This window comes from Streptomyces sp. sk2.1, from assembly GCF_008120935.1.
Taxonomy (GTDB): domain Bacteria; phylum Actinomycetota; class Actinomycetes; order Streptomycetales; family Streptomycetaceae; genus Streptomyces.
In genome coordinates, this window is the sequence record NZ_RDBO01000065.1 from 47,444 (window position 1) to 73,859 (window position 26,416).

The window sequence follows — 26,416 nt, forward strand, 5'->3', positions numbered from 1 at the left end:
GCTCAGGCCCCGGAACCGGCGGGGGCGTCCTCGGCGTCGGACGTCGCCGGTGCCGCGGGGCGGCCCGTGTCGAGCCCTTCGGCGAGTTCGGCGAGCGKSMCGCTCGCCAGGCCGAGTTCGCGTTCGGCCGTGCTGACGGCCATGCGGGTCACCGCCTCGGGGCGGTCGGCGGTGGCGGTGTTGGCGTGGGCGCCGAGACCGTCGATGACGACCAGGATCTGGATGGTCGCCACATGGGCGTCGTCGGTCCGGAACTCGCCGAGGAGGACTCCGTCACGGACGAGGTCCTCCAGCCTGCCGCGCCACAGGGACTCCTGGTGGTTGACCCGGTCGCGGAGGACGGGGCGGTAGCGGCTGAGGTGCCGGGCGTTGATCCACAGGCGGCTGATGTCGTCGTACGCGGGGCCCGTGGCGAGCGCGAAGAAGCGGGCCAGCCGCTCCATGGGCGGGCCCGCCGCCGGGTCCGCGGGCAGGAGCGTGTCCAGTTCGGCACTGGCCGCGGCGCCGAACGCCTCGGCCACGAGATCCTCGACGGCGGGGAAGTAGTGGCTGATGAGCCCCGGCCGGACATCGAGCCGGTCACCGATCCGGCGCAGGGTGATGGACTCCAGCCCTTCGGTCAGGGCGATGGTCGCCGCCGCGTCGACGATCTCCGCGCGCCGGTCGGAGGGAGACTTCCGGATCCGCTTCCGCTGCATGCTTGACGACATACCGGCGATGCTATTGAGTGCTCGACCAATAAGCAACCGGTGAGTGCAGGCGATGTCCTGGTCCCATGATCCCCGACCCGGGCGTGAACGTCTGCCGACCGGGCTCGGCCCCGCTCCTTATTGCACATATATTGCAGTTGCTCAGCCTGTGCGTGAAAGGAGATCCGGTGGGTGGACCCGTGGTGCTGGGAATCGAGTCGTCGTGCGACGAGACCGGCGTGGGCATCGTGCGCGACGGGAGACTGCTGGCGCATGTGGTGGCGTCGAGCATGGACGAGCACGCGCGGTTCGGCGGCGTGGTGCCCGAGATCGCCTCCCGCGCCCACCTGCAGGCCTTCGACCCGGTCGTACGGCAGGCGCTGGAACGGGCCGGGCTGCGGCTGGGCGGGATCGACGCGGTCGCCGTCACCACCGGACCGGGGCTTTCGGGCGCGCTGCAGGTGGGCCTGGCCGGTGCCAAGGCCCTCGCCTACGCGGCGGGGGTACCGCTGTACGGGGTCCACCACCTGGCCGGACACGTCGCCGCCGACACCCTCGAACACGGCCCGCTGCCCGCCCCGTGCGTGGTGCTGATCGTCTCCGGCGGCCACACGTCCCTCCTGCTCGTGCGGGACCTGGTGCGCGAACCGATCCTGCACCTGGGCGACACGCTGGACGACGCGGCGGGGGAGTGCTTCGACAAGGTGGCCCGGATCATGGGCCTGCCGTACCCGGGCGGCCCGGCCATCGACCGGGCGGCGCGCGACGGCGACCCGCGCGCGGTGCGCTTCCCGCGCCCGCTCACCCGCCCCGGCGACGACCCGTACGCCTTCTCCTTCTCCGGCCTCAAGACCGCCGCCGCCCGCTGGGTCGAGCTGCACCGGGCCCAGGGCCTCGACCTGCCCGTCGCGGACGGGGCCGCCGCCCTCCAGGAGGCCGTTGCCGACGTGCTGACCCGTAAGGCGCTCGCGGCCTGCACGGCGTACGACGTGAAGACGCTGATCGTGGTCGGCGGCGTCGCGGCGAACTCGCGGGTCCGCGGGCTGGCCGAGCAGCGGTGCGCCGCCGCCGGGGTGGAGCTGCGCGTGCCGCCGATGACGCTCTGCACCGACAACGGCGCCATGATCGCGGCCGTCGGCGACCTCCTCGTACGATCCGGGGCCGAACCCGCACCGCTGGACGTGTCGATCGACCCGTCCGCGCCCCTGGAGTACGCCTCCCTGACCCCGTTCGCCGGTGCGCCCGCACGAGTTGCCCGAAGGGCCGGCGCCCGGCGGGTCCGCGGGGGAACCTCGCCCGGACGGCGGGCACGGGTCAATGGATAGCCTGGGGAAATGCTTACAGAAGTGACAGCGACCCGCTACGTCACGCCCCTGCGCGAGGGCGGCTCGCTCCCCGGGATCGTCGAGGCCGACGACTCCGGCACCTACGTCATGAAGTTCACCGGTGCCGGACAGGGGCGCAAGACACTGGTCGCGGAGGTCATCTGCGGACAGCTCGGCCGCAGGCTCGGCCTGCGCGTCCCCGACCTCGTGCAGATCCAGCTCGATCCGGTCATCGGCCTGGCCGAACCCGATCAGGAGGTGCAGGAACTCCTGAAGGCCAGCGGCGGCCTCAACCTGGGGATGGACTTCCTGCCCGGCTCGATCGGCTTCGACCCGCTCGCCTACCGGGTGGACGCGCGGGAGGCCGGACGGGTCGTCTGGTTCGACGCGCTGATCAACAACGTCGACCGGTCCTGGCGCAACCCGAACATGCTGGTCTGGCACGGCGACCTGTGGCTCATCGACCACGGCGCCACCATGATCTGGCACCACAACTGGCCCGGGGCCCAGGCGTCCGCCGCCAAGCCGTACAACGCGTCGGACCACGCCCTCGCCCCGTTCGCCCCCGACATCGCGTCGGCCGCCGCCGAACTCGCCCCGCTGGTCACCGAGGAACTGCTCGCCGAGGTCGCGTCCGACGTCCCCGACGAGTGGCTGGTGGACGAACCCGGCTTCGCGTCCCCCGACGACCTGCGCCGCGCCTACGTGGAGGCGCTGCTGCCGCGTGCCGCGACCATCCACGAGCGGATCACCATGGACGCCCCCACCGAGCCCAAGCCGTCCCAGGCCCCCGGCTGGCTCACCGAACACCTCACCCCCTGGCCGCACCCCACCAAGAAGAAGGACGACCGGCCGTGAGCGAGCGCGATGTCTTCGAGTACGCGCTGCTGCGCGTGGTGCCGCGGGTGCAGCGCGGCGAGTGCTTCAACGCGGGCGTGATCGTCTACTGCCGCGCCCGGAGCTTCGTCGCCGCCCGCACCCATCTCGACGAGACCAAGCTGAAGGTCCTGGACCCGGCCGCCGACGTGGTCGGTGTACGGGCCGCCCTGCGCGCCGTCGAGGGAGTGTGCCTGGGCGGAACGGACGCGGGCCAGGCCGCCCGTGACGACGCCGGACGGCGCTTCCGCTGGCTGATCGCGCCGCGCTCCACCGTCGTCCAGCCGGGCCCCGTCCACAGTGGTCTCACCGCCGACCCGGAGGCCGAGGTGGAACGGCTGCTCGACCTGCTGGTGCGCTGACCCCTCCGCGCCGTGCCGCCGTCCGCGACCACCGCGGCGGCGGCGCCACCGGGTGTGACATGCGCCCCGGCCGTCGCGCGCCGTTGACACCGGGTGCCAGGGCTTCTAGCGTCTCGTCTGCTGAAGGTACTAAGCGGTCGCTCAGCCATCGGGAAGGTTCCGCGCACACGAGGTCCCGTGCCGGGGCGCCCCGACGTCCGCTGGGCGGCGATCCAAGGGCGAGGAGAACCAAGCATGTCCACCACCGAGCAGCGCGTCGCCATCGTGACCGGAGCGGCGCGGGGCATTGGCGCCGCCACCGCGGTACGCCTGGCGGCCGAGGGCCGCGCCGTCGCCGTACTCGACCTCGACGAGGCGGCCTGCAAGGACACCGTCGAGAAGATCACCGCCGCGGGGGGCACCGCCCTCGCCGTCGGCTGCGATGTGTCGGACAGCGCCCAGGTGGAGGCCGCGGTCGCGCGGGTGGCCGCCGAGCTCGGCGCCCCGACGATCCTCGTCAACAACGCGGGCGTGCTCCGCGACAACCTGCTCTTCAAGATGAGCGAGTCCGACTGGGACATCGTGATGAACGTGCACCTCAAGGGCGCGTTCCTGATGGCCAAGGCGGTCCAGAAGCACATGGTGGACGCCGGGTTCGGCCGGATCGTCTCGCTCTCCTCCTCCTCGGCGCTCGGCAACCGCGGCCAGGCCAACTACGCCGCCGTCAAGGCCGGTCTGCAGGGCTTCACCAAGACCCTCGCCAAGGAGCTCGGCAAGTTCGGCATCACCGCCAACGCCGTCGCCCCCGGCTTCATCGTCACCGAGATGACCGCGCAGACCGCGGCCCGGATCGGCATGGGCTTCGAGGAGTTCCAGGCCGCGGCCGCCACCCAGATCCCGGTGCAGCGCGTCGGACACCCCGAGGACATCGCCAACGCCATCGCCTTCTTCACGGGGGACGCGGCGGGCTTCGTGTCCGGCCAGGTCATGTACGTCGCCGGCGGACCGCTCAACTGACCCGAAGGGCTGCGGAACCATGACTGTGCAGGACAGTGGGAAGGTCGCGCTCGTCACGGGCGCGAGCCGGGGCATCGGCTACGGCATCGCCGAGGCGCTGGTGGCCCGGGGTGACCGGGTGTGCATCACCGGGCGCGGCGAGGAGGCGCTCAAGGAGGCCGTCGAGCGGCTGGGCTCCGACCGGGTGATCGGGGTGGCGGGCAAGGCGCACGACGCGGAGCACCGCGAGGTGGCCGTCGCGCGCACCATGGAGGCCTTCGGCCGGGTCGACTTCCTGGTCAACAACGCCGGTACGAACCCGGTCTTCGGGCCGATCGCCGAACTCGACCTCGATGTGGCCCGGAAGGTCTTCGAGACGAATGTGGTCTCGGCGCTCGGTTTCGCGCAGCAGACCTGGAAGGCGTGGCAGAAGGACAACGGCGGGGCGATCGTCAACATCGCCTCGATCGCCGGTGTGTCCGCCTCGCCCTTCATCGGCGCCTACGGCATGAGCAAGGCGGCCATGGTCAATCTGACCCTCCAACTGGCGCACGAATTCGCGCCGGTCGTCCGGGTCAACGCAATTGCTCCCGCGGTCGTGAAGACGAAATTCGCCCAGGCGCTGTACGAGGGCCGTGAGGCGGAGGCCGCGGCGGCCTATCCGCTCGGACGGCTCGGGGTCCCCGAGGACATCGGCGGTGCCGCGGCGTTTCTCACGTCGAGTCAGGCCGACTGGATCACCGGTCAGACCCTGGTGGTCGACGGGGGAATCTTCCTGAATGCGGGCGTGGGCTGAGAACGGCCTGAGAGGGTTTGGCCCTGATTGACTCAAGTGCCCCGCCGGACCTGCGGATTGACCTGGCGGGGCGCTGCGGTATGGTCTGCCGACCCATGGCTGATCGAGGAGCGTTCACGTGTTCTACCGGGCCGGTCGTCAGGCCGTTGCAGCTCTTGCTTCCCTTTCTCTGCTGTCGGGCTGCGGACTTTTCTCCGACAGCGGATCGGAGGTCGAGCAGAAAATAGTCGTCGGTACGACCAGTGAGCCTTCCACTCTCGATCCGGCGGCCGCATGGGACAACTCCTGGGAGCTGATGCGCAATGTCTTCCAGACCCTGGTGAGTTTTCCCACCGGAAGTACGAGTCCCCAGCCCGATGCCGCGGAATGGTGCAAGTTCACCGATACCACCAGCACCTCCTACCGGTGCAAACTTCGCAAGGGTCTGAAATTCTCCAACGGGGACGTGCTCGATGCCGAGGCCGTGAAGTACTCCATCGACCGGATCAGGGAGATCAATTTCAAGGGCGGCCCGGTCGGCATGCTCGGTTCGCTCGACCGGATCGAGACCAAGGGGGAGGACATCGTCATCTTCCACCTCACCAAGCCGGACGCCACCTTCCCGTTCGTCCTCACCACGCCCGCCATGTCGTTGGTGGCCCCCAGCGCCTATTCGAAGCACAAGCTGCGCAGTGACGGGAAGATCACCGGATCGGGTCCGTACCTCCTCGATTCGTACAAGCCGGGAAAGCGCACCGAACTGGTGAAGAACCCGGACTACAAGGGGTTCGCCAACCGCAAGAACGATTCCGTGACGATCCGTTACTTCAAGGAGTCCGCCCCCGTCGTCGAGGCCCTCCGGAAGAACCGGATCGACGCGATCTACCGGGGCCTCACCGCCGAGGAGGTCATCGCCCTGGAGAGCGGCCAGAACAAGGACGGCAGCCCGCAGATCGTCGAGACGGTCGGCGCGGACATCCGTTTCCTGGTCTTCAACCCCGAGGACCCGGCCGCGGGGAACGTGGCCGTGCGGCGGGCCATCGCCCAGCTCGTGGACCGTGACGCGCTGGTGGCCAAGGTCTACCAGGGCACGGCCGAGCCGCTGTACTCCATGGTCCCCAAGGGCATCACGGCGCACACCACCAGCTTCTTCGACGCCTACGGGGACCCGGACCGGGCCAAGGCCAAGCAGATCCTGAGCAAGGCCGGCATCACCAAGCCCGTCAAGCTGACGCTCTGGTACACGACCGACCGGTACGGCTCCTCCACGGCCCTGGAGTTCGAGGAGCTGAAGCGCCAGCTGGAGGGTTCCGGGCTGTTCCGGATCACGCTGAAGAGCAAGCCCTGGAAGACGTTCCAGGAGGGCTTCACCAAGGGCGAGTACCCCGTGTTCGGCCGGGGTTGGTTCCCGGACTTCCCGGACCCGGACAACTTCATCGCCCCGTTCATCGGCAAGGACAGCGTCACGGGCATGCCGTACATGAAGAACGAGATCACCCAGGAGCTGCTGCCGCAGACCCGCAAGGAGAGCGACCGGGGCGCGGTCGTCAAGCAGTTCGAGCGGGCCCAGAAGATCCTGGTCGACGACGTGCGGATGCTGCCGTTGTGGCAGGGCAAGCTGTACGTCGCCTCGGGCGAGGACATCGGCGGCGGCGAGCGCGCCCTGGACCCGCAGACGGTCATGCAGATGTGGGAGTTCTACCGCAAGGCCAGCTGGTAGGGCGAAAGGGGCGGAACCGGACCGGCGGGGGGCGTTGTCAGTGGGCCCCGGTAGGTTCTCGGATGAAAAGCCGATTGCTCACCGGAGGTTGTTCACGTGACCGACACCGACCTGCTGCCCGAGTCCTGGCGCGGCGTCCTCGGCGAAGAGCTGCAGAAGCCCTACTTCAAGGAGCTCACCGAGTTCGTCGAGGAGGAGCGGGCCAAGGGGCCGGTCTACCCCCCGCGCGACCAGGTGTTCGCCGCCCTGGAGGCCACGCCCTACGACAAGGTGAAGGTCCTTGTCCTCGGCCAGGACCCGTACCACGGGGAGGGGCAGGGGCACGGGCTGTGCTTCTCCGTGCGGCCCGGCGTGAAGACGCCGCCGTCCCTGCGGAACATCTACAAGGAGATGAAGGAGGAGCTCGGCCTGCCGGTCCCGGACAACGGGTACCTGATGCCGTGGGCCGAGCAGGGCGTGCTCCTGCTCAACGCCGTGCTCACGGTCCGCGCGGGCGAGGCCAACTCGCACAAGGGCAAGGGCTGGGAGAAGTTCACCGACGCGGTGATCCGCGCCGTCGCGTCGAGGCCCGACCCGGCGGTCTTCGTCCTCTGGGGCAACTACGCGCAGAAGAAGCTCCCGCTGATCGACGAGGAGCGCCATGTGGTGGTGAAGGGGGCGCACCCCTCGCCGCTCTCGGCCAAGAAGTTCTTCGGCTCGCGTCCGTTCACGCAGATCAACGAAGCGGTGGCGGCGCAGGGCCACGACGCGATCGACTGGCGCATCCCCGACCTGGGCTGACCCGCCCGGTCCGTCGGCCGGGCCGGGCCCGGCCGACGGCGGCACCCGGTGGACGGCCCCGGGGCGTCCGCCCGAGCCTCAGCGGGATCGACGGCGACTGCGGTTAGCGTCGGGGGAAACGGGCGGACGGGTCGTGCAGGGAGGCCGTGGTGACGGAGCAGCAGGAGGCGTCGAAGGACGCCGTCATGACCAGGATCGGCCAGGCGGTCATGCTGCTGCACGGCGGCGACCGGGAAGAGGCCCGCAACCGCTTCGGCGCGCTCTGGTCGGAGATCGGCGAGGACGGCGGTGCCCTGCACCGGTGCACCCTCGCCCACTACATGGCCGATGCCCAGGACGATCCCGGCGACGAGCTGGCCTGGGACCTGCGGGCGCTGACCGCGGCCGACGGGCTGTCCGACGAGCGCGCGGCACAACATCCCGACGCGCCGGCGGTGCGGGCGCTCTACCCCTCGCTCCACCTCAACCTCGCGGCGGACTACGTGCGGCTCCAGTACCCCGGGGCGGCCCGGATCCACCTGGACCGGGCCCGCGCCGCCTCCGTCGTGCTCGCCGACGACGGCGCGGACGACGGGTACGGGGGAGGGGTGCGCGCGGCGATCGCGCGGCTGGAGCTGAGGCTGCGCGAACTGTGAGGGCGGCCCGTCCGCGGTGGACGGGCCGCCCTCGCGTCGTTCCCCGGGGTCAGCGGCCGTAGGTGTTCTCGCAGATCCGGGACTGCGGGCTGCCCGCGGGCCAGTGCCCGTAGCCCCGCCCCAGCGCGCAGACGTCCGTCCCGGCGACGGGGGCCGGCAGGGGCGGGGAGGCGGGCGGCTCGGAGGCGGGTACGGCCTCCAGGGAGTCGTGGACGGGCGGCTGGGCGGTCTGCGGGGTCAGGTCCTGGGCGGGTCCGCCGGTCCCGGGCCGGGCCGGGGCGTCCGGCCGGGGCTGCACGGACACGCAGCCGGTCAGTGCGGTGGCGGCCAGGCCCGCCACGAGGCCCATGGTGATCCTGACGGTGATTCCGGTTCGTTGCACCCGGTCAACTCTGCGGTGCGGACCCGGCTCCGGGCGGGGCACACGACGGGGATTGGTCCGCACGGGTGACACCGGTCAGCGCGGCGCCCACCGCGGTCCGAGCATTCCGCCCAGCAGTTCGGCGAAGCCCGCGCGCAGCTCCTCCTCGCTCGGCACGGAGCGGTTGTACGACCCCGCCGCGCACGAGAACATCAGCCCCTCGCACCAGGCCACCAGGGACAGGGCGTGCCGTTCGGGCTCCGCCGATCCGGCCGCGGTCATCAGCGCCAGCAGCGGCTCGCGGAACTGCCGGCCCGTGGCGTCGAAGAACTCCCGCAGTTCCGGGCGCCGGGTCGCCTCCAGGGCGAGTTCGTAACGGCAGACGAGCAGTTCGGGGTGGTCGGTGAGGTAGCGGTGCAGCACCCGGGCCAGACCGGCGACCAGTTCCGCCGCCCCGGCGGCCGGGTCGCCGTCCGCGCCGGGTCCGCGCCCCTCGGGGTCCGGGCCGCTTCCCGCCCCGGCGGCCGGGGCGGGAAGCGGCCCGTCGGGGGCCAGCACCCGGGCCTCGCGCTCCGCGAGCCGCCGCACCGCCGTCTCCAGCAGCGACTGCCGGGTCCGCGCGCAGTTGGACGTCGAGCCCTGGGGAAGCCCGGCGCGCTCGTCCACCGCGCGGTGGGTCAGCCCGCGCATCCCGCGCTCGGCGAGCAGGGCGAGGGCGGCGTCGGCGATGAGATCGGCCCGGGAGGTACCGATGGTGCGTGTGGCCATGGGGTCAACCTACCCCTCCAACTACAGCCGTAGTACGGTGAGCGTGTCACTACGGATGTAGTGACGACGTAGTTCCGAGGAGGAGTCATGGACAAACCCCGTGCCGTCGTCATCGGAGGCGGAATCGGAGGTCTCACCACGGCGGTGGCCCTGCACGGCCGTGGCTGGCACGTCACCGTCCTGGAACGCGCGACCTCCCTGGAACCCGTCGGGGCCGGGATCTCCCTGGCCCCCAATGCCCAGCGCGCCCTTGACGTCATCGGCCTCGGCGAAGAGGTGAGGTCCCTCGCCGCCTGGCAGGGCGAGGGCGGCATGCGCGCCCCGAACGGCCGCTGGCTCTCGCGCACGGACAGCGCCGCCGCGGTCGAGCGGTTCGGCGGCCCGCTGGTCCTGCTGCACCGCGCCACCTTCGTCGACCGCCTCGCGGCCCGGCTGCCCGAGGGCGCCATCCGCACCGGCGCGGCCGCGCGACTGCTGGACCCGGGCACCGTGGGCGGCGCGCCCGCGGTGGTCGGGACGGAGGCCGGGAGCATGGAGGCCGACCTCGTCGTCGGCGCCGACGGCATCGGATCGGCCGTGCGCGGCGTGCTCTTCCCGGCCCACCCCGGCCCCTCGTACGCCGGATTCACCACCTGGCGCATCGTCGTCCCCGCTCCCGAGCGGTCCTTCTCCCCGCACGAGACCTGGGGGCGCGGCGCGCTCTGGGGCACCCAGCCGCTCAAGGACGGCCGGATCTACGCCTACGGGGCCGCCGTCGCCCCCGCCGGGGCCCGCGCGGCCGACGACGAGAAGGCGGAGATGGCGCGCCGCTTCGGCGACTGGCACGACCCGATCCCCGCGGTCATCGCCGCCGCCGAGCCGGACCAGGTGCTCCGCAACGACGTGTACCAGCTGATCGACCCCCTGCCCGCCTTCCACCGGGGCCGCACCGTCCTCGTCGGCGACTCCGCCCACGCGATGGCCCCCAGCCTCGGCCAGGGCGGCAACCAGAGCGTCGAGGACGCGATCGTGCTCGTCCACCGGCTGACGACGAGTCCGGACCTCGGCACGGGACTGGCCGCGTACACCGCCGACCGCCTGCCCCGTACGTCGGCCGTCGTCCGCAGGGCCGCCCGGACCGCCCGCCTGATGCGGCTGAGCAGCACCCCCGCCGTCGCGGTGCGCGACGCGCTGATGTCCACCGTCTCGCGCTTCGGGCCCGCCCTCGTCCTGCGCACCTTCGACGGGATCATGGACTGGCGGCCGCCGCGGTCCACGTATGCTGCCCGGACGAACGACGCGCACGGGACGCTGCGGTAGGACATCGGCTCCGGGGAGCCCGCGGGGCGCTCCCGCCCGGTGGCCACCGCACCGGGCGGGCGCCGGACTGAGAGGGAGATCCCGTGAAGGTCGGCTGCATCGGACTCGGCGACATCGCGCGGAAGGCGTACCTGCCCGTCCTGACCACCGTGCCCGGGATCGAACTGCACCTGCAGACCCGCACCCCCGCCACGCTGGAGGCGGTCGCCGGGACCCACCGCATCCCGCCGCGACAGTGCCACACCGACCTCGGATCGCTGCTCGCCCAGGACCTGGACGCCGCCTTCGTCCACGCCCCGACCGCCGCGCACCCCGAGATCGTGGGCAGGCTGCTGGAGGCGGGCGTCGCCACGTACGTCGACAAGCCGCTGGCCTACGAACTCGCCGACTCCCGGCGGCTGGTGGAGCTCGCCGAGGAACGCGGGACGAGCCTGGCCGTCGGCTTCAACCGCAGGGCCGCACCCGGTTACGCGCAGTGCGCCGAGCATCCGCGCGAGCTGATCCTCATGCAGAAGAACCGGGTGGGCCTGCCCGAGGAACCGCGCAACATGGTGCTCGACGACTTCATCCACGTCGTCGACACCCTGCGCTTCCTGGTACCGGGGCCGGTCGACCAGACCGTCGTGCGGGCCCGGATCCGGGAGGGGCTGATGCACCACGTCGTGCTGCAGCTGTCCGGCGACGGGTTCACCGCCATCGGCACGATGAACCGGCTCAGCGGATCGGCCGAGGAACGGCTGGAGGTCTCCGGCCAGGACTCCAAGCGCGAGGTCGTCAACCTCGCCGAGGTGATCGACCACAAGGGACAGCCGAGCCTGCGGCGGCGCGGCGACTGGGTACCGGTGGCCCGCCAGCGCGGTATCGAGCAGTGCGTGCTGTCCTTCCTGGACGCGGTGCGCGCCGGTACGGTGCTGAGCGCCCGGGACGCCCTGCAGACGCACGAGCTGTGCGAACGCATCCTGCGCGACCTGGGCTGCGCCTGAGGGCCGGACCCCGGACCGCGGAGGGCCGCCCGGCCCCGGGCACGGCCTTCCGGATGCGTGGGGCCGGGCACCGATGCAGGCTGGGGGGATGGACCACCGGCCCGTGGAGGTGACCTCGTGAGGCCCCACGACGAGCCGAAGGGCTGGGGAGCTCTTCAGCCGCCGCCCGGCTACTACTCCGCCGACGGACGGCCGCCCGACGCGACGCAGCGCGGGCTGATCCTCGACTGGGCGGTCAACCAGCGGATCGCGAGCGGCTGGCGGGTGGAGTCACGGGCCGAGACGCAGGTCGTCATGGTCCGGGGCAAGCCGCTCAACCACGTGCTGCACGCCCTGCTGACGGTGTTCAGCTGCTTCCTCTGGGGCGTCGTGTGGCTGGTGCTGGCGGTGACCAACAAGGTCGAACGGGTCGCGCTCACCGTCGACGCCCAGGGCCACATCGTCTCCGTGAACGGACCCCACCGGAGACTGTGCGGATGAGCCCGCGGGGTCACCGTCCGCCGGGACCACCGGAATCGGCGCCCGCCGCGACGGGCCCGCCCCGGGCACCGGCCGGCCCGACCCGGCCGCGCCGCCCCGCCGACCGCGCGGCTTCGAGGGCGCCGTACGCCACCAGCACCGCCGCCGCACCCCACAGCGGCCAGTCGCCCAGCCGCACGTAGAGCGTGGTGCCCGTCGCCAGCGGCACGTCGAACACGGCGGCGCCGCTGGTGTCCGTACCGAGCGGAGCACCGACCGGTGCGCCCTGCGGGCCGTACACCGCGCTGACGCCGGTCAGCGTGGCGTGCACCATCGGGCGGCCGTTCTCGGCGGCCCGCAGCGCCCCGAGCGACGCGTGCTGCTCGGGCGCCCAGCTGTGCTGGAACGAGGAGGTGGACGACTGCGCGACCAGCACCTGCGCGCCGTCCAGGGTCAGTCGGCGGCTCATGTCGGGGAACGCGGACTCGAAGCAGACCAGCGGCCCGAAGCGCAGCCCGCGCCCGCCGTCCGCCCCGGGCAGCGACATCGTGACCGGGGCGGTGCCCCGCAACCGGTCCTCGCCCGCGGCCCGGCCCATGGAGGTGACCCAGCCGAGCACCGGACGGGCCGGGACGTACTCGCCGAACGGCACCAGCCGCATCTTGTCGTAGCGGTCCCCGGTCGGCCCGTCCGGGCCCACCAGCACCGCCGACTTGAAGATGCCCTTCCGGCCCGATCCGTCGGTCTGCCGGGCGTCCGTGTTGACCAGCACGTCCGCGCCGACCCGGCGCGCGAGGGCCGCGATCCGGGCGGCGATGTCCGGACGCCGGGTGAGATCCGCCCCCACACTGCTCTCGCCCCACACCACCAGGTCGAGATCGCGCCCGGCCAGCGAAGCGGTCAGCCGCTCGCCCACCGCGAGACGGCGCTCGACGCTGTGGGGCCCCGCGACCACCCCCGGCTGCACGACGGCGATCCGGACCGTTCCCGACCGCTCGGGCCGCGGCGCCCAGCCCGCCATCGCCCCCACGGCCAGCGCGCACACCACCAGGCTCACGACGGCCGCGGTGCGGGCGGCCGAGGTCACGAACAGCAGGGCGACGGCGGTGTTCACCGCCACCACCAGGAGACTCACCAGCCACACTCCGCCCACGGACGCGACACGGAGCGCGGGAGCCACCTGCCACTGGCTCGCGCCGAGCAGCCCCCAGGGGCCGCCGAGCGCCTCCCAGGACCGGACCAGTTCGATCATCAGCCAGCCGCAGGGCACCACGACCACCGCCCGCGCGGCACCCGCCGCCGACACCGGCCCGCGCAGCGTCCGCAGGACCAGCAGTCCCCACGGGGCCCACAGCAGACCGAGCAGGGCGGCCAGGAGCACGATGAACACATGGAGGCTCGGCACCAGCCAGTGATGCACCGCGATCATGTAGCCGATGCCGCCGAGCCAGCCGTCCAGCGCGGCCCTGCGCCCCGTACCGGCGGTCCGGATGAGGAGCAGCCACGGCACCAGGCCGACGCCGGCGAGCCACCACAGGGAAGGGGCGGGAAAGGCGAGCGCGGGCAGCGCGCCCGCGAGGACCGCGAGGCCGCCGCGCCATCGGCCGGACCGCAGTCTCCGCGCCCACCACTCGCCCCGACCGGCCGGAACCAGCATGTTCCGCCTCCTCGTCCCACCTGATCAGCAGTCTCCACCCTGGTACCCCGCTCCGCAGTTCTTCCCCGGCGCGGAGAACCGGAAGCCTCACCGCGTACCGGCGCGGCGGCGGGGCCCCGGTGCGGGCACCGGGGCGCGGGACCGGGAGGAGTACGCGGACGGCGGGACGGCACCGCCACCGTCAGCAGGGCACCACCGCGACCGGGCCGAGCGCGTGCGAGAGCGTGGTCTGGGCGACGGGGGAGAGGCCGAGCCCGAGCGACTCCCCACCCTTGCGCCGACCGACCACGGTCAGTGCCGCGGTCGCCGAGGCCGTGACCAGGGTGCGGGAGGCGGAGCCGCTGACCGGTTCCCGGACGACCTCGACCTGGGGGTACTTCTCCTGCCACCCGGCGGTGAGCTCGGCGAGGGTCCGGTCGGCCGAGTCCGCCACCGCCGCCCGGTCGAAGACGGGTCCGCCGGACAGGATCGAGGAGAACATCGTCCAGCCGTGCACGATCCGCAGCCGTGCGCCCGGCCGGGAGGCGGCGGTCCCGAAGGCGAACTCCAGCACCGCCTCGCTGCTCTCGTCCGCGGCCACGCCCGCGACGATGTCGGTGAACTCCTCCGCCGTCGCCCCCTCGTCCTCGTCCGCCGCCCCGCCGTGGATGACGACGACGGGACACTTGGCCATCGAGGCGGTCGCGAGGCTGTTGGACCCGAGCATCAGGGACCGGAACCCGCCGAGCCCGCGCGAGCCGACGACCATCAGCGACGCGTCACGGCTGAGCGAGGTGAGGGCGGCCGAGGGGAAGTCCAGCGGCGAGAGCGTCGTCGGGTGCAGGGTCGGCTCGATCCCGGACACCCGCTGCACGGACCGTTCGAGGAGTTCTTCGGACTCGCGCCGCAGTGTGTCCTGCGCGCTGCGCCGATCGGGCGTCCGGGCGTGCACGACGACCAGTGCGAGTCCTCGTCGCACGGCTTCGTGGGCGGCCCAGTCGAGGGCTTCCCGGCTGTGCGGGGAGCCGTCCACCGCGGCGATCACGGGACGGTCGGTGGCGGTCATGATTCCCTCCAGAATCCGGCGATATCCCGTCCCAGGTTGGTACGTACGGCCGTCGTACGGCAGGGACCTTCGGCCCCTCCGTTCCGGGACATCCTGCGGGACCACCATCCGCGCGCGGCGGTGGGGCGTCGCGGACGTCCGCCGGGGCCGTTTCGTACGCTACGGCCCGCCGGGGCCCGGTGCCCGTCCGGAAACCGGGATCGTCCCGCCGCGCCGGGCGGCCGGCGTGCCCGCGGGGCCCGGCGGACGGCCGGGGCGCCGCTGTCAGTGCCGGGTGCGATCCTGCCCCCATGGACGAGCTGATGCGGCAGCGGCGTGTGTACGGCGCCGACCACGACGATCCCGATCCGGGACCCCGGCCGGGCCATTCCTACCGGGAGCTGGTGGGCGGCCCCCTCGACGGGCTGCTCCTCGACGTGACCGGCTGGACGGACGCGGCGCTGTGCGAGGGAGCGGCGCTGAACACGGAGATCGGACGGTTCGGACCGGGCGGCCGGGCGGAGTACGGCCCCCGGGACGGCGATCCCGACCGGTGGGACTGGCGGGGCGACATCCCCTGAGCCGCCCGGCACCCCGTGCGATGTACGGGAACGCCGCCGGACCCGGCACCTGACGGGTCGCATGCGGCCCGTCAGGACCGATCGCCCGAACCATCCGATACTGGATGAATGGTGCAGAAGACCTCTCGATCGGATGCTCCGCCGACCCTGACCGTCAAGGGCCGGGACATCCGGCTGCGCACGATCGGGCTCGTGGTGCTGGCGGCGCTCGCGATCTGGTTCATCGCCGTGAACACCGCGTCCGTCGGCATACGGCTGTGGGTCGGCACGGTCACCCTGCCGCTCTGGGCGGTGCTGACCGTGACCCTGGTGGTCGGGCTCCTCATGGGCGTCCTCCTGGCCCGCCGCCGCGCGAAGCGCTGACCCGGATCCGGCACGGGGCGGGCGGATCGCCGCCCGCCCCGTGCCGGACGGTGCCGCCCGGTCAGCCCGCGGACTCGCCCGCGTGCGGGCTCAGCACCCCCGCGCCGACCAGGATGAACAGCACGATGCCCAGGATGATCCGGTAGATCACGAACGGCATGAAGCTCTTGGTCGTGATGAACTTCATGAACCAGGCGATGACGGCGTAGCCCACGCCGAACGCGATGAAGGTCGCGAAGATCGTCGGCCCCCACGACACGTGCCCCTCGCCCGCGTCCTTCAGCTCGAAGACGCCCGAGGCCAGTACCGCGGGGATCGCGAGCAGGAAGGAGTACCGGGCCGCCGCCTCACGGGTGTACCCCATGAGCAGACCACCACTGATGGTGGCCCCGGAGCGGGAGACGCCCGGGATCAGGGCCATCGCCTGGCAGAAGCCGAAGATCAGGCCGTCCTTCACGCCGAGTTCCTTGAGCGTCTTGCGCTCCTTGCTGGCCCGGTGCCTGCCGCCCGCCTCGTCGCGCGCGGCGAGACGGTCGGCGATGCCGAGGACGATGCCCATGACGATCAGGGTGGTGGCGATCAGTCGAAGATCGCGGAAGGGGCCCTCGATCTGGTCCTTGAGCGTCACGCCGAGCACGCCGATGGGGATGGAGCCCACGATCACCAGCCAGCCCATCTGGGCGTCGTGGTCGCCGCGCATCGACCGGTCCACCAGTGAACGGAACCACGCCGAGACGATCCGGACGATGTCCTTGCGGAAGTAGATGAGGACTGCCGCCTCCGTGCCGATCTGGGTGATGGCGGTGAACGCCGCACCCGGGTCGTGCCAGCCGGCGAACGCCGCGGTGAGCCGCAGATGCGCGCTGGAGGAGATCGGCAGGAACTCGGTCAGTCCCTGAACGAGGCCCAGGACGAACGATTCGAACCAGCTCATGGGGCTTTGGCCATCCCGGAGGTGATCATGCATCGGCCGACGGCGGAGCCGTCGGCGACGTGCGTATGTCGGTCAATGGAGAACGGGGCCGCGCAGGATCCGCGGCCCTTCGGTCGGTCGCGGGCAGGGTATCTCCCCCGGGTGAACAGCGCCGCCCGTGCCCCGGGCCGTCGGCCGTCCCGCCACGGGGACCGGGACCGGCGCCGGTGCGGGACGGAGAGGAAGGTCACTCGGAGGCCAGCCGGTGGCGCTTGCGCCAGGCGACGAAGGCCGCGCCGATCCCCGTCAGCACGATGAAGCCCATGGCGGCCAGGAACGCGGGCGAGGTCGGCGACGTCGCCTCGCTGCCCGCCACCACGTACGCCGCGGTGTTCGGGATCGAACCGAGCCCGGTGGCGACCAGGAACGGCGGATACCCCATGCGCGACACCGCCGCGCAGTAGTTGGCCGCCGCGAACGGCACGCCCGGGAACAGCCGCAGCGCCAGCATCGAACGGAATCCGTGCCGGCTCAGCTGGCCGTCCGCCGCCCTGAGCCACCGCCCGCGCAGCAGCGTGCGCAGCGCGTCCTGCCCGAGCACCCTGCCCAGCCCGAACGAGATGCCCGCGCCCAGCACCGTCCCCGCCAGCGCGGCGGCCAGTCCCGACTGCGTGCCGAAGAGCGCGCCCGCGGCGAGGTTGAGCAGGGGGCGCGGTACGAAGGCGACGGTGCACACGCCGTACGCGACCCCGAACAGGAGGACCGCGACGACGCCGCCGTCGAGCCGGGCGGGCCAGCCGGTGGCGAGCAGCCGCTGGGGTTCGAGGAGCAGCATCGCGACCGTCGCGGCCAGCAGCACCACCACGAGCAGCGAGAACCGGGACCAGGGCGAGAGCAGCACCCTGGTGCAGCGCACGGCGAGGCCGGTGGCGGGCCGGGCGGCGGGGGCGGGGTCGAACATGCCGGGAGAGTAGCCGACAGCGGTGAACGAACGCCGCACCATGCGCGGCACGGAGGCGGCCGCGCACACGCCGTACGACGGGCCGCCCGCACCGCACGGCCGCGCGCCTCCTGTCCCTCGCTCGCGCCGCGCCGGACCGTCTGTCGGACCGCCGCGCCGGGTCGTCCGCCGTACCGGCTGCCGGGCCGTGGCGGTGGGCGCGGGCATCTCGTTCGGGCTGGGCAGGGTGCTCGGGCAGGACGCGCTGCGCACGCTGCTGCGCGGGCGGTGCCGACGGGGGCGTGTCCAACTCCCGTACCGGCCCGGGGGAGTCCGCCGGAAAACCATTCGACGGGGAGGTACGGGTCGGACATCATCGGAGCCATGTTCCGGTACGCCTTCCCCGCAGCGCCGTCCGCAGTCGCGGACGCGCCGAAGGCTGCCGTGAGCCCCGCGACCGCAGCAGTCGTCACGGCGGCGTGCACCGCCGCCGCAGCGCCCCTCGGCGGCGCCCGAAGCTGACCCTCCCCCGACAGTCCGGCGGACCCCGCAAGGGGAGGGTCGGCCGGGCCCCGGGGTCCTCACACAGCTTCGAATCCCAAGGAATGAACCATGCCCAAGACGGCATACGTGCGCACCAAGCCGCACCTCAACATCGGCACCATGGGCCACGTCGACCACGGCAAGACCACCCTGACCGCCGCCATCACCAAGGTCCTCAGCGACCGGGGCACCGGCGCGTTCGTCCCGTTCGACCGGATCGACCGGGCCCCGGAGGAGTCGCGGCGCGGCATCACCATCAACATCGCGCACGTCGAGTACGAGACCGACACCCGGCACTACGCGCACGTCGACATGCCCGGACACGCCGACTACATCAAGAACATGGTCACCGGCGCCGCCCAGCTCGACGGGGCGATCCTCGTCGTCTCGGCGATCGACGGGATCATGCCGCAGACCGCCGAGCACGTCCTGCTCGCCCGCCAGGTGGGGGTCGACCACATCGTCGTCGCCCTCAACAAGGCGGACGCGGGGGACCCCGAGCTGACCGACCTGGTCGAGCTGGAGGTCCGCGAGCTGCTGTCCGCGCACGGCTACGGCGGCGACTCCGTGCCCGTCGTACGGGTCTCGGGGCTGAGGGCGCTGGAGGGCGACCCGCGCTGGACCGCGGCCGTCGAGGCGCTGCTGGACGCCGTCGACACGTACGTACCGATGCCGGTCCGCTACACCGACGCGCCGTTCCTGCTGTCGGTGGAGAACGTCCTGACCATCACCGGCCGGGGCACCGTCGTCACCGGGGCCGTCGAGCGCGGCACCGTCCGCGTCGGCGACCGGGTGGCGGTGCTCGGGCCGGACATCGAGACGGTCGTCATCGGCCTGGAGACCTTCGGGAAGCCGATGGAGTCCGCCGAGGCCGGCGACAACGTGGCCCTGCTGCTGCGCGGTGTGGAGCGCGACCGGGTCCGGCGCGGACACGTGGTCGCGGCGCCGGGCAGCGTGACGCCGAGCCGGCGCTTCACGGCGCAGGTGTACGTGCTGTCGGCGCGGGAGGGCGGCCGCAGCACGCCGCTCACCACCGGCTACCGACCACAGTTCTACATCCGCACGGCGGACGTCGTCGGGGACGTGGACCTCGGCGAGGTGGCGGTGGCGCGCCCCGGCGACACGGTCGACCTGACCGTCGAACTGGGCCGTGACGTCCCGCTGGAGACCGGACTCGGCTTCGCGATCCGCGAGGGCGGCCGCACGGTCGGCGCCGGCACCGTCACCGGGCTGCTCTGAGGCCCGGGGCCCGCCTCCCGTACCCCACGGGAGGCGGGCCCCGCACCGTGCGCGAGACTGACGGCATGACAGAAACAGCACTGGTGCTCGGTTCCGGCGGTGTCACCGGCGGGGCCTGGGAGATCGGGATCCTGCGCGGACTCGCGGAAGCGGGCGCGGACCTCTCCGCTGTCGATCTGATCATCGGCAGCTCGGCCGGAGCCTCGGTCGGCGCGCAGCTGGCCTCCGGACTGCTCGGCCTCCCCGAACTGTACGAACTCCAGCTCGCCGACCCGCGGGACATGAGGGGCGGCCGGCTCGGCGCGCTCACCCTGCTGCGCTACGCGGGGGCCGTGCTGCTCTCCCGCACCCCCGAGGAGTACGGCCGGAGGCTGGGCCGGCTGGCGCGGGGCGCCCGGCTCGACATCGACGCGGAGGAGCGGCGCGCGGCGATCGGGAGCCGCCTTCCCTCGCCGGAGTGGCCCGACCGCCCCCTGCGCGTCACCGCCGTCGACGCCCTCACCGGCGAACTCCACACGTTCGGCAAGGAGGACGGCGTCCCCCTCGTGGACGCCGTCACCGCGAGCTCGGCGGTCCCCGGGGTGTGGCCCGTCGCCCGGGCCGGGGGCCGGGACTGGATCGACGGCGGGGTGTACTCCACGGCCAACGCCCACCTCGCCGCCGGTCACCGGCGCGTCGTCGTCATCGCCCCGTCGGCGAGCGGCAGCAAGGCCATCGCCGCACCGGCCGCACAGGCGGCCGGGCTCGTCGCGAACGGCGCCCGCGTCGAGGTCATCACCCCCGACGCGGCGTCGAAGGGGGCGTTCGGCCGCAACCCCCTCGACCCTGGCCACCGGGCCGCGGCGGCCCGGGCGGGTCTGGCCCAGGCGGCCGCGCACGCCGAGGCCGTCGCCGCGGTCCTCGGCAGCTGATCCGGCACCCCACAATGGAGGGGTGAACGAGTCGATACCCGTCATCCGGGACGTGGACCAGGGCACCGCCAGACTCCTCCCCGACGTGGACCGGGACAGGGCCTGGCTGCTCACCGTCGACGGCGCGCCCCAGTCGTACGTGGACCTCGACGCTCCGGACCATCTGGAGTTCGAGTACGTGCGACGGCTCGCCCATGTCGTCGACCGCGCCGGACCACCGGGCGCGCCGCTGGACGTCCTCCACCTCGGCGGCGGCGCGCTCACCCTGCCCCGCTACGTCGCCGGGGCCAGGCCGGGCTCCCGCCAGGACGTCGCCGAGGCCGACCTCGGGCTGCTCGAACTGGTCGCCGAACGGCTCCCGCTGCCCGAGGACAGCGGGATCACCGTGCACGGCACGGACGCCCGCGGCCTGCTGGAACGGACCGCGGAAGGCTCCCTGGACGTGCTGATCGGGGACGTCTTCGGCGGCTCGCGGGTGCCCGCCCACCTCACCTCCGTCGAGTACGCGCGAGCCGCCCGCAGGGCGCTGCGCGACGGCGGGATCTACGCCGCCAACCTCGCGGACGGGGCGCCCTTCGACTTCCTCCGCTCCCAACTGGCCACCTTCGCGGCGGTCTTCGAGGAACTCGCGCTGATCGCCGAACCGGCGGTGCTGCGCGGCAGGCGCTTCGGCAACGCCGTCCTCGTCGCGTCCCGGCACCCCGTCGACATCGCGGCCCTGACCCGCAGCTGCGCCGCCGACGCCTTCCCCGCCAGGGTCGAGCACGGCCCCGCGCTGGACCGGTTCATCGGGGCCGCCCGGCCGGTCGGGGACGGCGAGGCGGTCGCCTCACCCGAGCCGCCCGACGGGGCCTTCGGCATCGGCTGAGGCCGGGGCCGGGGTCCCGGCCGGGCCCGGGGCCGTGCCGGGAACCGGGCCCGGGGCCTTGGCCGCCACCTCGGCGGGGTCGGGTTTCCGGGTCAGGTTGCGCACCTCGGGGACGAACAGCACGGCACCGGTGACCAGCACGATCAGCCCCGCACAGCCCCACAGGGCCTGGCTGCGCCCCACCAGTGACTCCACCGGGCCCGCGAGCGCCGTCGCCAACGGCATCATCGCCACCGAGCCGAACCAGTCGTACGCCGAGACGCGCGACAGCTTCTCCTCGGGGATCTCCTGATGCATGGCCGTCATCCAGGCGACCCCGAACACCTCGATGGCGACGCCGCTGACGAACATCACCAGACAGAGCCAGACCACCGGCAGCGGCACCGCGAGGCCCGCCGACGGCAGGGCCAGCGGGAAGACGCAGAGCGTCCCGACCAACAGCATCCGCTGCGGTTTCCAGCGCGTCATCAGGAGCGCCCCGCCCAGCGTGCCGACCCCGAACGCGGCGAGCGCGAAGCCCCACGGGCGGGCGCCGCCGAGCTCGTCCCGGGCGACCAGCGGCCCGTACACCGATTCGGCGGCACCCACCGCGGCGACCACCACCGAGAACTGCGCCACGATGCTCCACAGCCAGGGGCGGCCGGTGAACTCCTGCCAGCCGTCCCGCAGGTCGGCGAGCAGCCCGCCGCCCGGCGCGCGCGAGGGAATATGGCTGACGTCCAGGAACGCGCGCAGCACGCCCGCCACGGCGAAGGCCGCGGCGTCGACGGCCAGCACCCAGCCCGGGTCCATCGCCGCGATCATGGCGCCGCCGAGCGCCGCCCCGCCGATCGTCGCACCCTGCGTGGCCATCCGGAACAGCGCGAAGGCGCGGCTCGCCTGCTCGCGGCTGACGGTGGACAGCAGCATGCCCTCGGCCGCCGGATTGAAGAACGCCTGCCCGGTCCCGCACAGCGCGGTGAGCAGCATCATCTGCCACAGCTTCGGGTCGCCGGCCAGCACCAGCCAGGCGAAGACCGCCTGCGAGAGACAGTTGAGGGTGTTCGAAGCGACCATCACCCGGTGCCTCGGCAGCCGGTCCGCGATCGCCCCTCCGACCAGCAGGAAGAGCACCAGCGGCACGCCCCTGGCCGCGGCCACCAGGCCGACGTCGCCCCCGTCGCCTCCCGCCTGCAGCACGGCGAACGCCGCCGCGATCAGCGCGCCATGGGTACCCAGGCCCGTGATGACCGCGGCGGCGGTCAGAAGACGGTAGTTGCGGGCGGAACGGCTCGATGGAGCGGCGGAGGCGGAGGAGGCGGCGGTCACCCAGGGACTATCGCCGCTCCGCCCCCGCCGTGCCAACTGGTTTCCCGGGGAGGACCGGAGGGTCAGGACTCCGGTGCGACCTCCACCAGCCGCACGGTGCTGAGGATCTTCTGGATCGTCTCGTCCGGGAGCTCGTCCTTGACGGAGTCGGCCCCGTAGAGGACCCAGGACGCGAATTCACCCTTCTTGTTCTTGAAGGTGAAGGCGATGGCCTTGCCGTCGCTGTCGCACTTCTCCTTCTTCGTGACGTTCGGAGCGGTGGCCGTGACGACCTGGCCGGTGAGGCCCGACTTGGTGGTGTACTGCTTGGCCGGGGTGAACTTGATGGTGCTCTGCGGCATGTGCTGCGCGTAGGCGGCCCACACCCAGGTACCGGCCTCGCTGTGTGCGTTCTTGGCGGCGTCGGTGGCACCCTGGGCGCCCCTGGTACCGGCGCTCGCGAGGCTCATGCTCTCTTCGACGCCGTCCTTGTCGGTGTCGTCCACGCACCACTTCTTCTGGTAGAACGTCGGCGCGGAGAAAAGGATGAGGGGCGAGCCGTCACCTTTCTTCTCGTCCTCGAAGTATGAGCCTGCGCCGGGCTTCCCGACCTCCCAGTCGCCGGGCACGTCGAACCGGGTGCCCCACTTGGGGTTGGTGACGACCTTCCAGCCGGGGATGAGGGGCTTGGCGTCCTCGTCCTCGCCGCGCGGGTTCGTCTCGGGGGAGGCGGACCCGGACGGCTTGGCCGGTGCCGAGGACTTGCCGCCGCCGGCGATGTCGTCGTTCTTGTCGTCGTCCTTGTTGAGCACGACGACACCGGTCACCACGGCGGCCACGACGACCGCGGTGGCCGCGACGATCGCGATCGCGGTGGTCTTCTTCCGGCCGTTGTCGCCGGGCTGCGGGGCGCCGGGCGGGCCGGGCACCGAGTACTGCGGCACGGTCGGCTGCTGGTACGGGTTCGGCTGCTGGTAGCCGGGCTGCTGGTACCCCGGCTGGCCCTGCTGCTGACCGGGCTGGCCCTGCTGCTGGTATCCCGGCTGCTGATAGGGATTCGGCTGCTGGTACCCCGGCTGCTGGTACGGGTTCTGATTCTGGTCCTGCGGGTTTTGCTCGCCCCCGGGCGGCTGCTGTCCTGGCCACATGGCGAGTAACGATAGAGGGGCGGTGGCCGGTCTGCTAAGCCCGCCCCCGTGTGCGGATGGTGAAGGACGCGGTCCGGTGGGGCGGGGCCCGGGGTGGCCAAAGATTCTACTCGCAAGTAACATCCGGCCATGAGCGCTGAACAGATGTCCGTCGGCGAGATGCTCGTCGCGACGGTTCCGATGGCCCGGACCCTCAATCTCGAATTCCTGGAGACGACCGCGGAGCGTGCGGTCGTCCGGCTTCCGGATCAGGCCGACTACCACAACCACATCGGCGGACCGCACGCCGGGGCGATGTTCACGCTGGCGGAGTCGGCGAGCGGCGCGATCGTCATAGCGGCCTTCGGCGACCAGCTGTCGCGCGCCGTGCCGCTCGCGGTGAAGGCGGAGATCGGCTACAAGAAGCTGGCCAAGGGCGTCGTCACCGCGACGGCGACCCTCGGCCGCCCGGTGGCCGAGGTCGTCGCCGAACTCGACGGGGGCAAGCGCCCGGAGTTCCCCGTGGTCATCGAGATCCGGCGCGAGGACGGTGCCGTGACCGGCGAGATGACGGTCGTCTGGACGCTGCGGCCCAACGCCTGATCCCGGCCGGTTCCGCACGGGGCCGCCACACCTCCCGGAAGGGGGCGCGTGGCGGCCCTTCGCGCTGTCCGGACGAAGGCCGCTACGGGTAGGCTTCCCGCCGCGCGTCGAGGAGTTGCCCGGCGGGCAACGGGACATCCGTACGGAAGGAACCGGCGTTGCACATCCAGGAATGGCTGGAGACCGTACCCGCGATCAGCGTGTACGCCCTGGTGGGCGTCGTCATCGGGCTGGAGAGCCTCGGGATTCCGCTGCCTGGCGAGATCATCCTGGTCAGCGCGGCGCTGCTGGCCGCCGGACACGACGGGATCAACCCCTGGATCCTCGGCGCCTGCGCCTCGGCCGGCGCGATCATCGGCGACTCCATCGGCTACGCCATCGGCCGCAAGGGCGGACGGCCGCTGCTGGCCCGGCTCGGCGGGAAGTTCCCCAAGCACTTCGGCGAGAGCCAGATCGCGCTGGCGGAGCGGTCGTTCCACAAGTGGGGGATGTGGGCGGTCTTCTTCGGCCGCTTCGTCGCGCTGCTGCGGATCTTCGCGGGCCCCCTGGCGGGCGTGCTCCACATGCCGTACTGGAAGTTCCTGATCGCCAACGTCTTCGGCGGCATCGTCTGGGCCGGTGGCACCACTGCCGTCATCTACTCGGTGGGGATCGTCGCCGAGGCGTGGCTCAAGCGGTTCTCCTACCTCGGCCTCGTGGCCGCGGTGCTGATCGGCGTGACCTCGATGCTGATCCTGAAGAGCCGGGCCAGGAAGATGGCGGCGCGGACCTCGTCCGCTCCCCTGCCCGACGCGGGGATCGTTCCGGCCGCGGACTGACCGGGACCGCACGGGTCGGGGGCGCGGCCCGCGGGACCGGCGCCCGGTGCCGTCCCTTCCGCGCTCAGTCCTCGTGCGCCCGGCGGTGGGCCCTGGCCAGCTCCACGTAGCCCGCCGCGTTGAACTTGATGCCCTCGAGCTCCTCCCCGGTCAGCTCCCGCTTGACCTTGGCGGGGACGCCCGCGACGAGCGAGCCCGGGGGCACCCGCATCCCCTGCGGGACCAGCGCCTGCGCCGCGATCAGCGAACCGGCCCCGATGTGGGCGCCGTTGAGGACGGTGGCGCCCATGCCGACCAGGACGTCGTCCTCGACGGTGCAGCCGTGCAGTACGGCGTTGTGCCCGACCGAGACGCGCTCGCCGACCGTGACCGGGAACCCCGGGTCGACGTGGACGCTGCAGTTGTCCTGGATGTTGCTGTCGGCGCCGATGACGATGGGGCCGCAGTCGGCCCGCAGCACGGCCTGGTACCAGACGCTGGAGCCCGCGGCCATCGTGACCTCGCCGATGACGACCGACGTCGGCGCCGTGAAGGCGTCCGCGTCGATGTCCGGCTCCTTGCCGCCCATTCCCGTGACCAACGCCCGCTCTGCCATCGCCCGTTCCTCCGTGCTCAGGTGCCGTGCGGCCGGGCCCGTCCGGTCCGGTCGGCCGACCGCGGTCGTTCGACCGCTCCGGAGGAACGGTATGCGACGGCCGGTCGTCCGCCGCCCGGTGGGGCGAACATCACAGGTCGTCGCGGCGATCGGGTCCGGCGGGGACGACTACCGTGTGCGGGTGCCGAAGAACAGGAACGCGTTCTCATCCCTGGCCGCCTGGCGTCGGCGCGCCCTGTCCGGGGCCGTCCACCGCGGCTGGCGCTGGGTGCAGGAGGCGGGCGCGGTCACCGCGGACCGTCCCGGCAGGCTGCGCTTCGGCCGGATCGGCGCCGGAACCCGGCTGGCCTTCCCGCAGGGCACGGTCTTCGGTGAACCGTGGATCGAGCTCGGCGCGCACTGCATCATCGGCGAGCAGGTCACGCTGACGGCCGGCCTCATGCCCGACCTGGACCTCGGCCCCGACCCCATCCTGACCCTGGGGGACGGGGTGGTGCTCGGCCGGGGCAGCCACGTGGTCGCCGACACCACGGTGACCATCGGCCCGGACACGTACTGCGGGCCGTACGTCTACATCACGTCCACGAACCACAGCTACGACGACCCGCACGAGCCGGTCGGCCGGCAGTGGCCCCGCATGGAACCCGTTTCCATCGGACCCGGCTGCTGGATCGGCACCGGAGCGGTGATCCTCCCCGGTGCCAGACTCGGACGCAACGTGGTGGTCGCCGCGGGAGCGGTGGTGCGGGGCGAGGTGCCCGACCACGCGGTGGTGGCCGGTGCCCCCGCCCGCGTCGTGCGCAGCTGGGACCCGGAGAAGGGCTGGCAGCCGCCGCTGCGCACCCCGGCCCCGGTGCCGATACCGACGGGGGTCACGCCCGAACAGCTGCTGGCCCTGGCGGAGCCGGGCGAGACACCGGACCCGCCCGACGCCTGACGG

29 protein-coding genes are annotated in these 26,416 nt (G+C 72.6%); 19 read left to right on the top strand and 10 right to left on the bottom strand.

What is annotated here, in order from left to right; translation table 11 throughout:
• Positions 1 to 2: 2 nt before the first annotated feature.
• Positions 3 to 710, bottom strand: a complete 708-nt coding sequence (locus EAO76_RS22630; RefSeq protein WP_148837774.1) for a TetR/AcrR family transcriptional regulator — start codon at positions 708 to 710, stop codon at positions 3 to 5.
• Between the two features lie 167 nt (positions 711 to 877).
• Here EAO76_RS22630 and tsaD point away from each other — a divergent pair, with 167 nt between their 5' ends.
• The 8 genes from tsaD to EAO76_RS22670 all read left to right on the top strand — a co-directional run bounded on the left by tsaD (position 878) and on the right by EAO76_RS22670 (position 8,137).
• Positions 878 to 2,014, top strand: coding sequence for a tRNA (adenosine(37)-N6)-threonylcarbamoyltransferase complex transferase subunit TsaD (gene tsaD / locus EAO76_RS22635; RefSeq protein WP_148837775.1), 1,137 nt, complete (start codon positions 878 to 880; stop codon positions 2,012 to 2,014).
• Between the two features lie 9 nt (positions 2,015 to 2,023).
• Positions 2,024 to 2,872: a HipA family kinase gene (locus EAO76_RS22640; protein WP_187438749.1), complete on the top strand. Its 849-nt coding sequence runs from the start codon at positions 2,024 to 2,026 to the stop codon at positions 2,870 to 2,872.
• Positions 2,869 to 3,252 carry a DUF3037 domain-containing protein gene (locus EAO76_RS22645; RefSeq protein ID WP_148837776.1) on the top strand — a complete coding sequence of 128 codons (384 nt, stop codon included), beginning with the start codon at positions 2,869 to 2,871 and terminating at the stop codon, positions 3,250 to 3,252. Before EAO76_RS22640 ends, EAO76_RS22645 begins: the two co-directional genes overlap by 4 nt.
• Before the next feature lie 234 nt (positions 3,253 to 3,486).
• The gene (gene fabG / locus EAO76_RS22650) at positions 3,487 to 4,248 is read left to right on the top strand and encodes a 3-oxoacyl-ACP reductase FabG (RefSeq protein WP_148837777.1); all 762 of its coding nucleotides are present in this window, start codon (positions 3,487 to 3,489) and stop codon (positions 4,246 to 4,248) included.
• Between the two features lie 19 nt (positions 4,249 to 4,267).
• A complete protein-coding gene (locus EAO76_RS22655; RefSeq protein WP_148837778.1) occupies positions 4,268 to 5,023 on the top strand; it encodes an SDR family oxidoreductase in 756 nt (251 codons plus the stop codon).
• Between the two features lie 118 nt (positions 5,024 to 5,141).
• Positions 5,142 to 6,722 carry an ABC transporter substrate-binding protein gene (locus EAO76_RS22660; RefSeq protein WP_148837779.1) on the top strand — a complete coding sequence of 527 codons (1,581 nt, stop codon included), beginning with the start codon at positions 5,142 to 5,144 and terminating at the stop codon, positions 6,720 to 6,722.
• Positions 6,723 to 6,818: 96 nt separating this feature from the next.
• On the top strand, positions 6,819 to 7,502 hold the full coding sequence (ung, locus tag EAO76_RS22665) for a uracil-DNA glycosylase (RefSeq protein ID WP_148837780.1): 684 nt from the start codon (positions 6,819 to 6,821) through the stop codon (positions 7,500 to 7,502).
• Between the two features lie 149 nt (positions 7,503 to 7,651).
• Positions 7,652 to 8,137 carry a hypothetical protein gene (locus EAO76_RS22670; RefSeq protein ID WP_148837781.1) on the top strand — a complete coding sequence of 162 codons (486 nt, stop codon included), beginning with the start codon at positions 7,652 to 7,654 and terminating at the stop codon, positions 8,135 to 8,137.
• Positions 8,138 to 8,186: 49 nt separating this feature from the next.
• Here EAO76_RS22670 and EAO76_RS22675 read toward each other — a convergent pair whose 3' ends face one another.
• Together EAO76_RS22675 and EAO76_RS22680 are read right to left on the bottom strand one after the other, a co-directional pair.
• Positions 8,187 to 8,486, bottom strand: coding sequence for a hypothetical protein (locus EAO76_RS22675; protein ID WP_148837966.1), 300 nt, complete (start codon positions 8,484 to 8,486; stop codon positions 8,187 to 8,189).
• A gap of 108 nt (positions 8,487 to 8,594) precedes the next feature.
• Complete coding sequence (locus EAO76_RS22680; protein WP_148837782.1) at positions 8,595 to 9,266, bottom strand: TetR/AcrR family transcriptional regulator; 672 nt, start codon at positions 9,264 to 9,266, stop codon at positions 8,595 to 8,597.
• Positions 9,267 to 9,353: 87 nt separating this feature from the next.
• On the opposite strand from EAO76_RS22680, the gene EAO76_RS22685 reads away from it, so the two are divergent.
• From EAO76_RS22685 to EAO76_RS22695, 3 genes are all read left to right on the top strand, one after another.
• Positions 9,354 to 10,565, top strand: a complete 1,212-nt coding sequence (locus EAO76_RS22685; protein WP_148837783.1) for an FAD-dependent monooxygenase — start codon at positions 9,354 to 9,356, stop codon at positions 10,563 to 10,565.
• 83 nt (positions 10,566 to 10,648) lie between these two features.
• Positions 10,649 to 11,548, top strand: coding sequence for a Gfo/Idh/MocA family protein (locus EAO76_RS22690; RefSeq protein WP_148837784.1), 900 nt, complete (start codon positions 10,649 to 10,651; stop codon positions 11,546 to 11,548).
• A 117-nt stretch (positions 11,549 to 11,665) separates the two neighbouring features.
• Entirely contained in the window at positions 11,666 to 12,028 is a 363-nt protein-coding gene (locus tag EAO76_RS22695) for a hypothetical protein (RefSeq protein WP_148837785.1), read from the top strand.
• Positions 12,029 to 12,038: 10 nt separating this feature from the next.
• Here EAO76_RS22695 and lnt read toward each other — a convergent pair whose 3' ends face one another.
• The gene (gene lnt, locus EAO76_RS22700; RefSeq protein WP_148837786.1) at positions 12,039 to 13,664 is read right to left on the bottom strand and encodes an apolipoprotein N-acyltransferase; all 1,626 of its coding nucleotides are present in this window, start codon (positions 13,662 to 13,664) and stop codon (positions 12,039 to 12,041) included.
• A 181-nt stretch (positions 13,665 to 13,845) separates the two neighbouring features.
• Positions 13,846 to 14,709 (bottom strand): universal stress protein, encoded by an 864-nt coding sequence (locus EAO76_RS22705; RefSeq protein WP_148837787.1) that lies wholly within the window; start codon positions 14,707 to 14,709, stop codon positions 13,846 to 13,848.
• Between the two features lie 290 nt (positions 14,710 to 14,999).
• Here EAO76_RS22705 and EAO76_RS22710 point away from each other — a divergent pair, with 290 nt between their 5' ends.
• A complete protein-coding gene (locus EAO76_RS22710; protein ID WP_148837788.1) occupies positions 15,000 to 15,269 on the top strand; it encodes a hypothetical protein in 270 nt (89 codons plus the stop codon).
• Between the two features lie 108 nt (positions 15,270 to 15,377).
• On the top strand, positions 15,378 to 15,632 hold the full coding sequence (locus EAO76_RS22715; protein ID WP_148837789.1) for a LapA family protein: 255 nt from the start codon (positions 15,378 to 15,380) through the stop codon (positions 15,630 to 15,632).
• Between the two features lie 61 nt (positions 15,633 to 15,693).
• Here the strand turns inward: EAO76_RS22715 and EAO76_RS22720 are convergent, their stop codons facing one another.
• A complete protein-coding gene (locus EAO76_RS22720) occupies positions 15,694 to 16,566 on the bottom strand; it encodes an undecaprenyl-diphosphate phosphatase (RefSeq protein ID WP_148837790.1) in 873 nt (290 codons plus the stop codon).
• Positions 16,567 to 16,792: 226 nt separating this feature from the next.
• The gene (locus EAO76_RS22725) at positions 16,793 to 17,506 is read right to left on the bottom strand and encodes a TVP38/TMEM64 family protein (RefSeq protein WP_148837791.1); all 714 of its coding nucleotides are present in this window, start codon (positions 17,504 to 17,506) and stop codon (positions 16,793 to 16,795) included.
• A gap of 591 nt (positions 17,507 to 18,097) precedes the next feature.
• Here EAO76_RS22725 and tuf point away from each other — a divergent pair.
• The 3 genes from tuf (at position 18,098) to EAO76_RS22745 (ending at position 21,046) form a co-directional block, all read left to right on the top strand.
• Entirely contained in the window at positions 18,098 to 19,267 is a 1,170-nt protein-coding gene (gene tuf, locus EAO76_RS22735; RefSeq protein ID WP_148837793.1) for an elongation factor Tu, read from the top strand.
• Positions 19,268 to 19,332: 65 nt separating this feature from the next.
• On the top strand, positions 19,333 to 20,178 hold the full coding sequence (locus tag EAO76_RS22740) for a patatin-like phospholipase family protein (protein ID WP_148837794.1): 846 nt from the start codon (positions 19,333 to 19,335) through the stop codon (positions 20,176 to 20,178).
• A gap of 22 nt (positions 20,179 to 20,200) precedes the next feature.
• Complete coding sequence (locus EAO76_RS22745; protein ID WP_148837795.1) at positions 20,201 to 21,046, top strand: spermidine synthase; 846 nt, start codon at positions 20,201 to 20,203, stop codon at positions 21,044 to 21,046.
• On the opposite strand, the gene EAO76_RS22750 is transcribed toward EAO76_RS22745, so the two are convergent.
• Together EAO76_RS22750 and EAO76_RS22755 are read right to left on the bottom strand one after the other, a co-directional pair.
• Positions 21,008 to 22,354 (bottom strand): MFS transporter, encoded by a 1,347-nt coding sequence (locus tag EAO76_RS22750; RefSeq protein WP_148837796.1) that lies wholly within the window; start codon positions 22,352 to 22,354, stop codon positions 21,008 to 21,010. The two genes, EAO76_RS22745 and EAO76_RS22750, sit on opposite strands and share 39 nt — an antisense overlap.
• Positions 22,355 to 22,416: 62 nt before the next feature.
• On the bottom strand, positions 22,417 to 23,481 hold the full coding sequence (locus EAO76_RS22755; protein WP_148837797.1) for a hypothetical protein: 1,065 nt from the start codon (positions 23,479 to 23,481) through the stop codon (positions 22,417 to 22,419).
• 144 nt (positions 23,482 to 23,625) lie between these two features.
• Between EAO76_RS22755 and EAO76_RS22760 the strand changes: the two genes are divergently transcribed.
• Both EAO76_RS22760 and EAO76_RS22765 read left to right on the top strand, forming a co-directional pair.
• Entirely contained in the window at positions 23,626 to 24,063 is a 438-nt protein-coding gene (locus EAO76_RS22760) for a DUF4442 domain-containing protein (protein ID WP_148837967.1), read from the top strand.
• 158 nt (positions 24,064 to 24,221) lie between these two features.
• On the top strand, positions 24,222 to 24,881 hold the full coding sequence (locus EAO76_RS22765) for a DedA family protein (protein WP_148837798.1): 660 nt from the start codon (positions 24,222 to 24,224) through the stop codon (positions 24,879 to 24,881).
• Positions 24,882 to 24,945: 64 nt separating this feature from the next.
• Here EAO76_RS22765 and EAO76_RS22770 read toward each other — a convergent pair whose 3' ends face one another.
• Positions 24,946 to 25,476, bottom strand: coding sequence for a gamma carbonic anhydrase family protein (locus EAO76_RS22770; protein ID WP_148837799.1), 531 nt, complete (start codon positions 25,474 to 25,476; stop codon positions 24,946 to 24,948).
• Positions 25,477 to 25,657: 181 nt separating this feature from the next.
• Here EAO76_RS22770 and EAO76_RS22775 point away from each other — a divergent pair, with 181 nt between their 5' ends.
• Positions 25,658 to 26,413, top strand: a complete 756-nt coding sequence (locus tag EAO76_RS22775; protein ID WP_148837800.1) for a DapH/DapD/GlmU-related protein — start codon at positions 25,658 to 25,660, stop codon at positions 26,411 to 26,413.
• The last annotated feature ends 3 nt before the right edge of the window (positions 26,414 to 26,416 follow it).

What these genes read in the sequence shown, in the direction of transcription:
- EAO76_RS22725 (WP_148837791.1), bottom strand. Translation starts at nt 17,506, where the DNA reads ATGTTCGACCCCGCCCCCGCCGCCCGGCCCGCCACCGGCCTCGCCGTG.
- EAO76_RS22640 (WP_187438749.1), top strand. Translation starts at nt 2,024, where the DNA reads ATGCTTACAGAAGTGACAGCGACCCGCTACGTCACGCCCCTGCGCGAG.
- EAO76_RS22710 (WP_148837788.1), top strand. Translation starts at nt 15,000, where the DNA reads ATGGACGAGCTGATGCGGCAGCGGCGTGTGTACGGCGCCGACCACGAC.
- EAO76_RS22760 (WP_148837967.1), top strand. Translation starts at nt 23,626, where the DNA reads ATGTCCGTCGGCGAGATGCTCGTCGCGACGGTTCCGATGGCCCGGACC.
- EAO76_RS22680 (WP_148837782.1), bottom strand. Translation starts at nt 9,266, where the DNA reads ATGGCCACACGCACCATCGGTACCTCCCGGGCCGATCTCATCGCCGAC.
- EAO76_RS22755 (WP_148837797.1), bottom strand. Translation starts at nt 23,481, where the DNA reads ATGTGGCCAGGACAGCAGCCGCCCGGGGGCGAGCAAAACCCGCAGGAC.
- EAO76_RS22685 (WP_148837783.1), top strand. Translation starts at nt 9,354, where the DNA reads ATGGACAAACCCCGTGCCGTCGTCATCGGAGGCGGAATCGGAGGTCTC.
- lnt (WP_148837786.1), bottom strand. Translation starts at nt 13,664, where the DNA reads ATGCTGGTTCCGGCCGGTCGGGGCGAGTGGTGGGCGCGGAGACTGCGG.
- EAO76_RS22715 (WP_148837789.1), top strand. Translation starts at nt 15,378, where the DNA reads ATGGTGCAGAAGACCTCTCGATCGGATGCTCCGCCGACCCTGACCGTC.
- EAO76_RS22655 (WP_148837778.1), top strand. Translation starts at nt 4,268, where the DNA reads ATGACTGTGCAGGACAGTGGGAAGGTCGCGCTCGTCACGGGCGCGAGC.
- tuf (WP_148837793.1), top strand. Translation starts at nt 18,098, where the DNA reads ATGCCCAAGACGGCATACGTGCGCACCAAGCCGCACCTCAACATCGGC.
- EAO76_RS22770 (WP_148837799.1), bottom strand. Translation starts at nt 25,476, where the DNA reads ATGGCAGAGCGGGCGTTGGTCACGGGAATGGGCGGCAAGGAGCCGGAC.
- fabG (WP_148837777.1), top strand. Translation starts at nt 3,487, where the DNA reads ATGTCCACCACCGAGCAGCGCGTCGCCATCGTGACCGGAGCGGCGCGG.
- EAO76_RS22705 (WP_148837787.1), bottom strand. Translation starts at nt 14,709, where the DNA reads ATGACCGCCACCGACCGTCCCGTGATCGCCGCGGTGGACGGCTCCCCG.
- EAO76_RS22720 (WP_148837790.1), bottom strand. Translation starts at nt 16,566, where the DNA reads ATGAGCTGGTTCGAATCGTTCGTCCTGGGCCTCGTTCAGGGACTGACC.
- EAO76_RS22675 (WP_148837966.1), bottom strand. Translation starts at nt 8,486, where the DNA reads ATGGGCCTCGTGGCGGGCCTGGCCGCCACCGCACTGACCGGCTGCGTG.
- EAO76_RS22740 (WP_148837794.1), top strand. Translation starts at nt 19,333, where the DNA reads ATGACAGAAACAGCACTGGTGCTCGGTTCCGGCGGTGTCACCGGCGGG.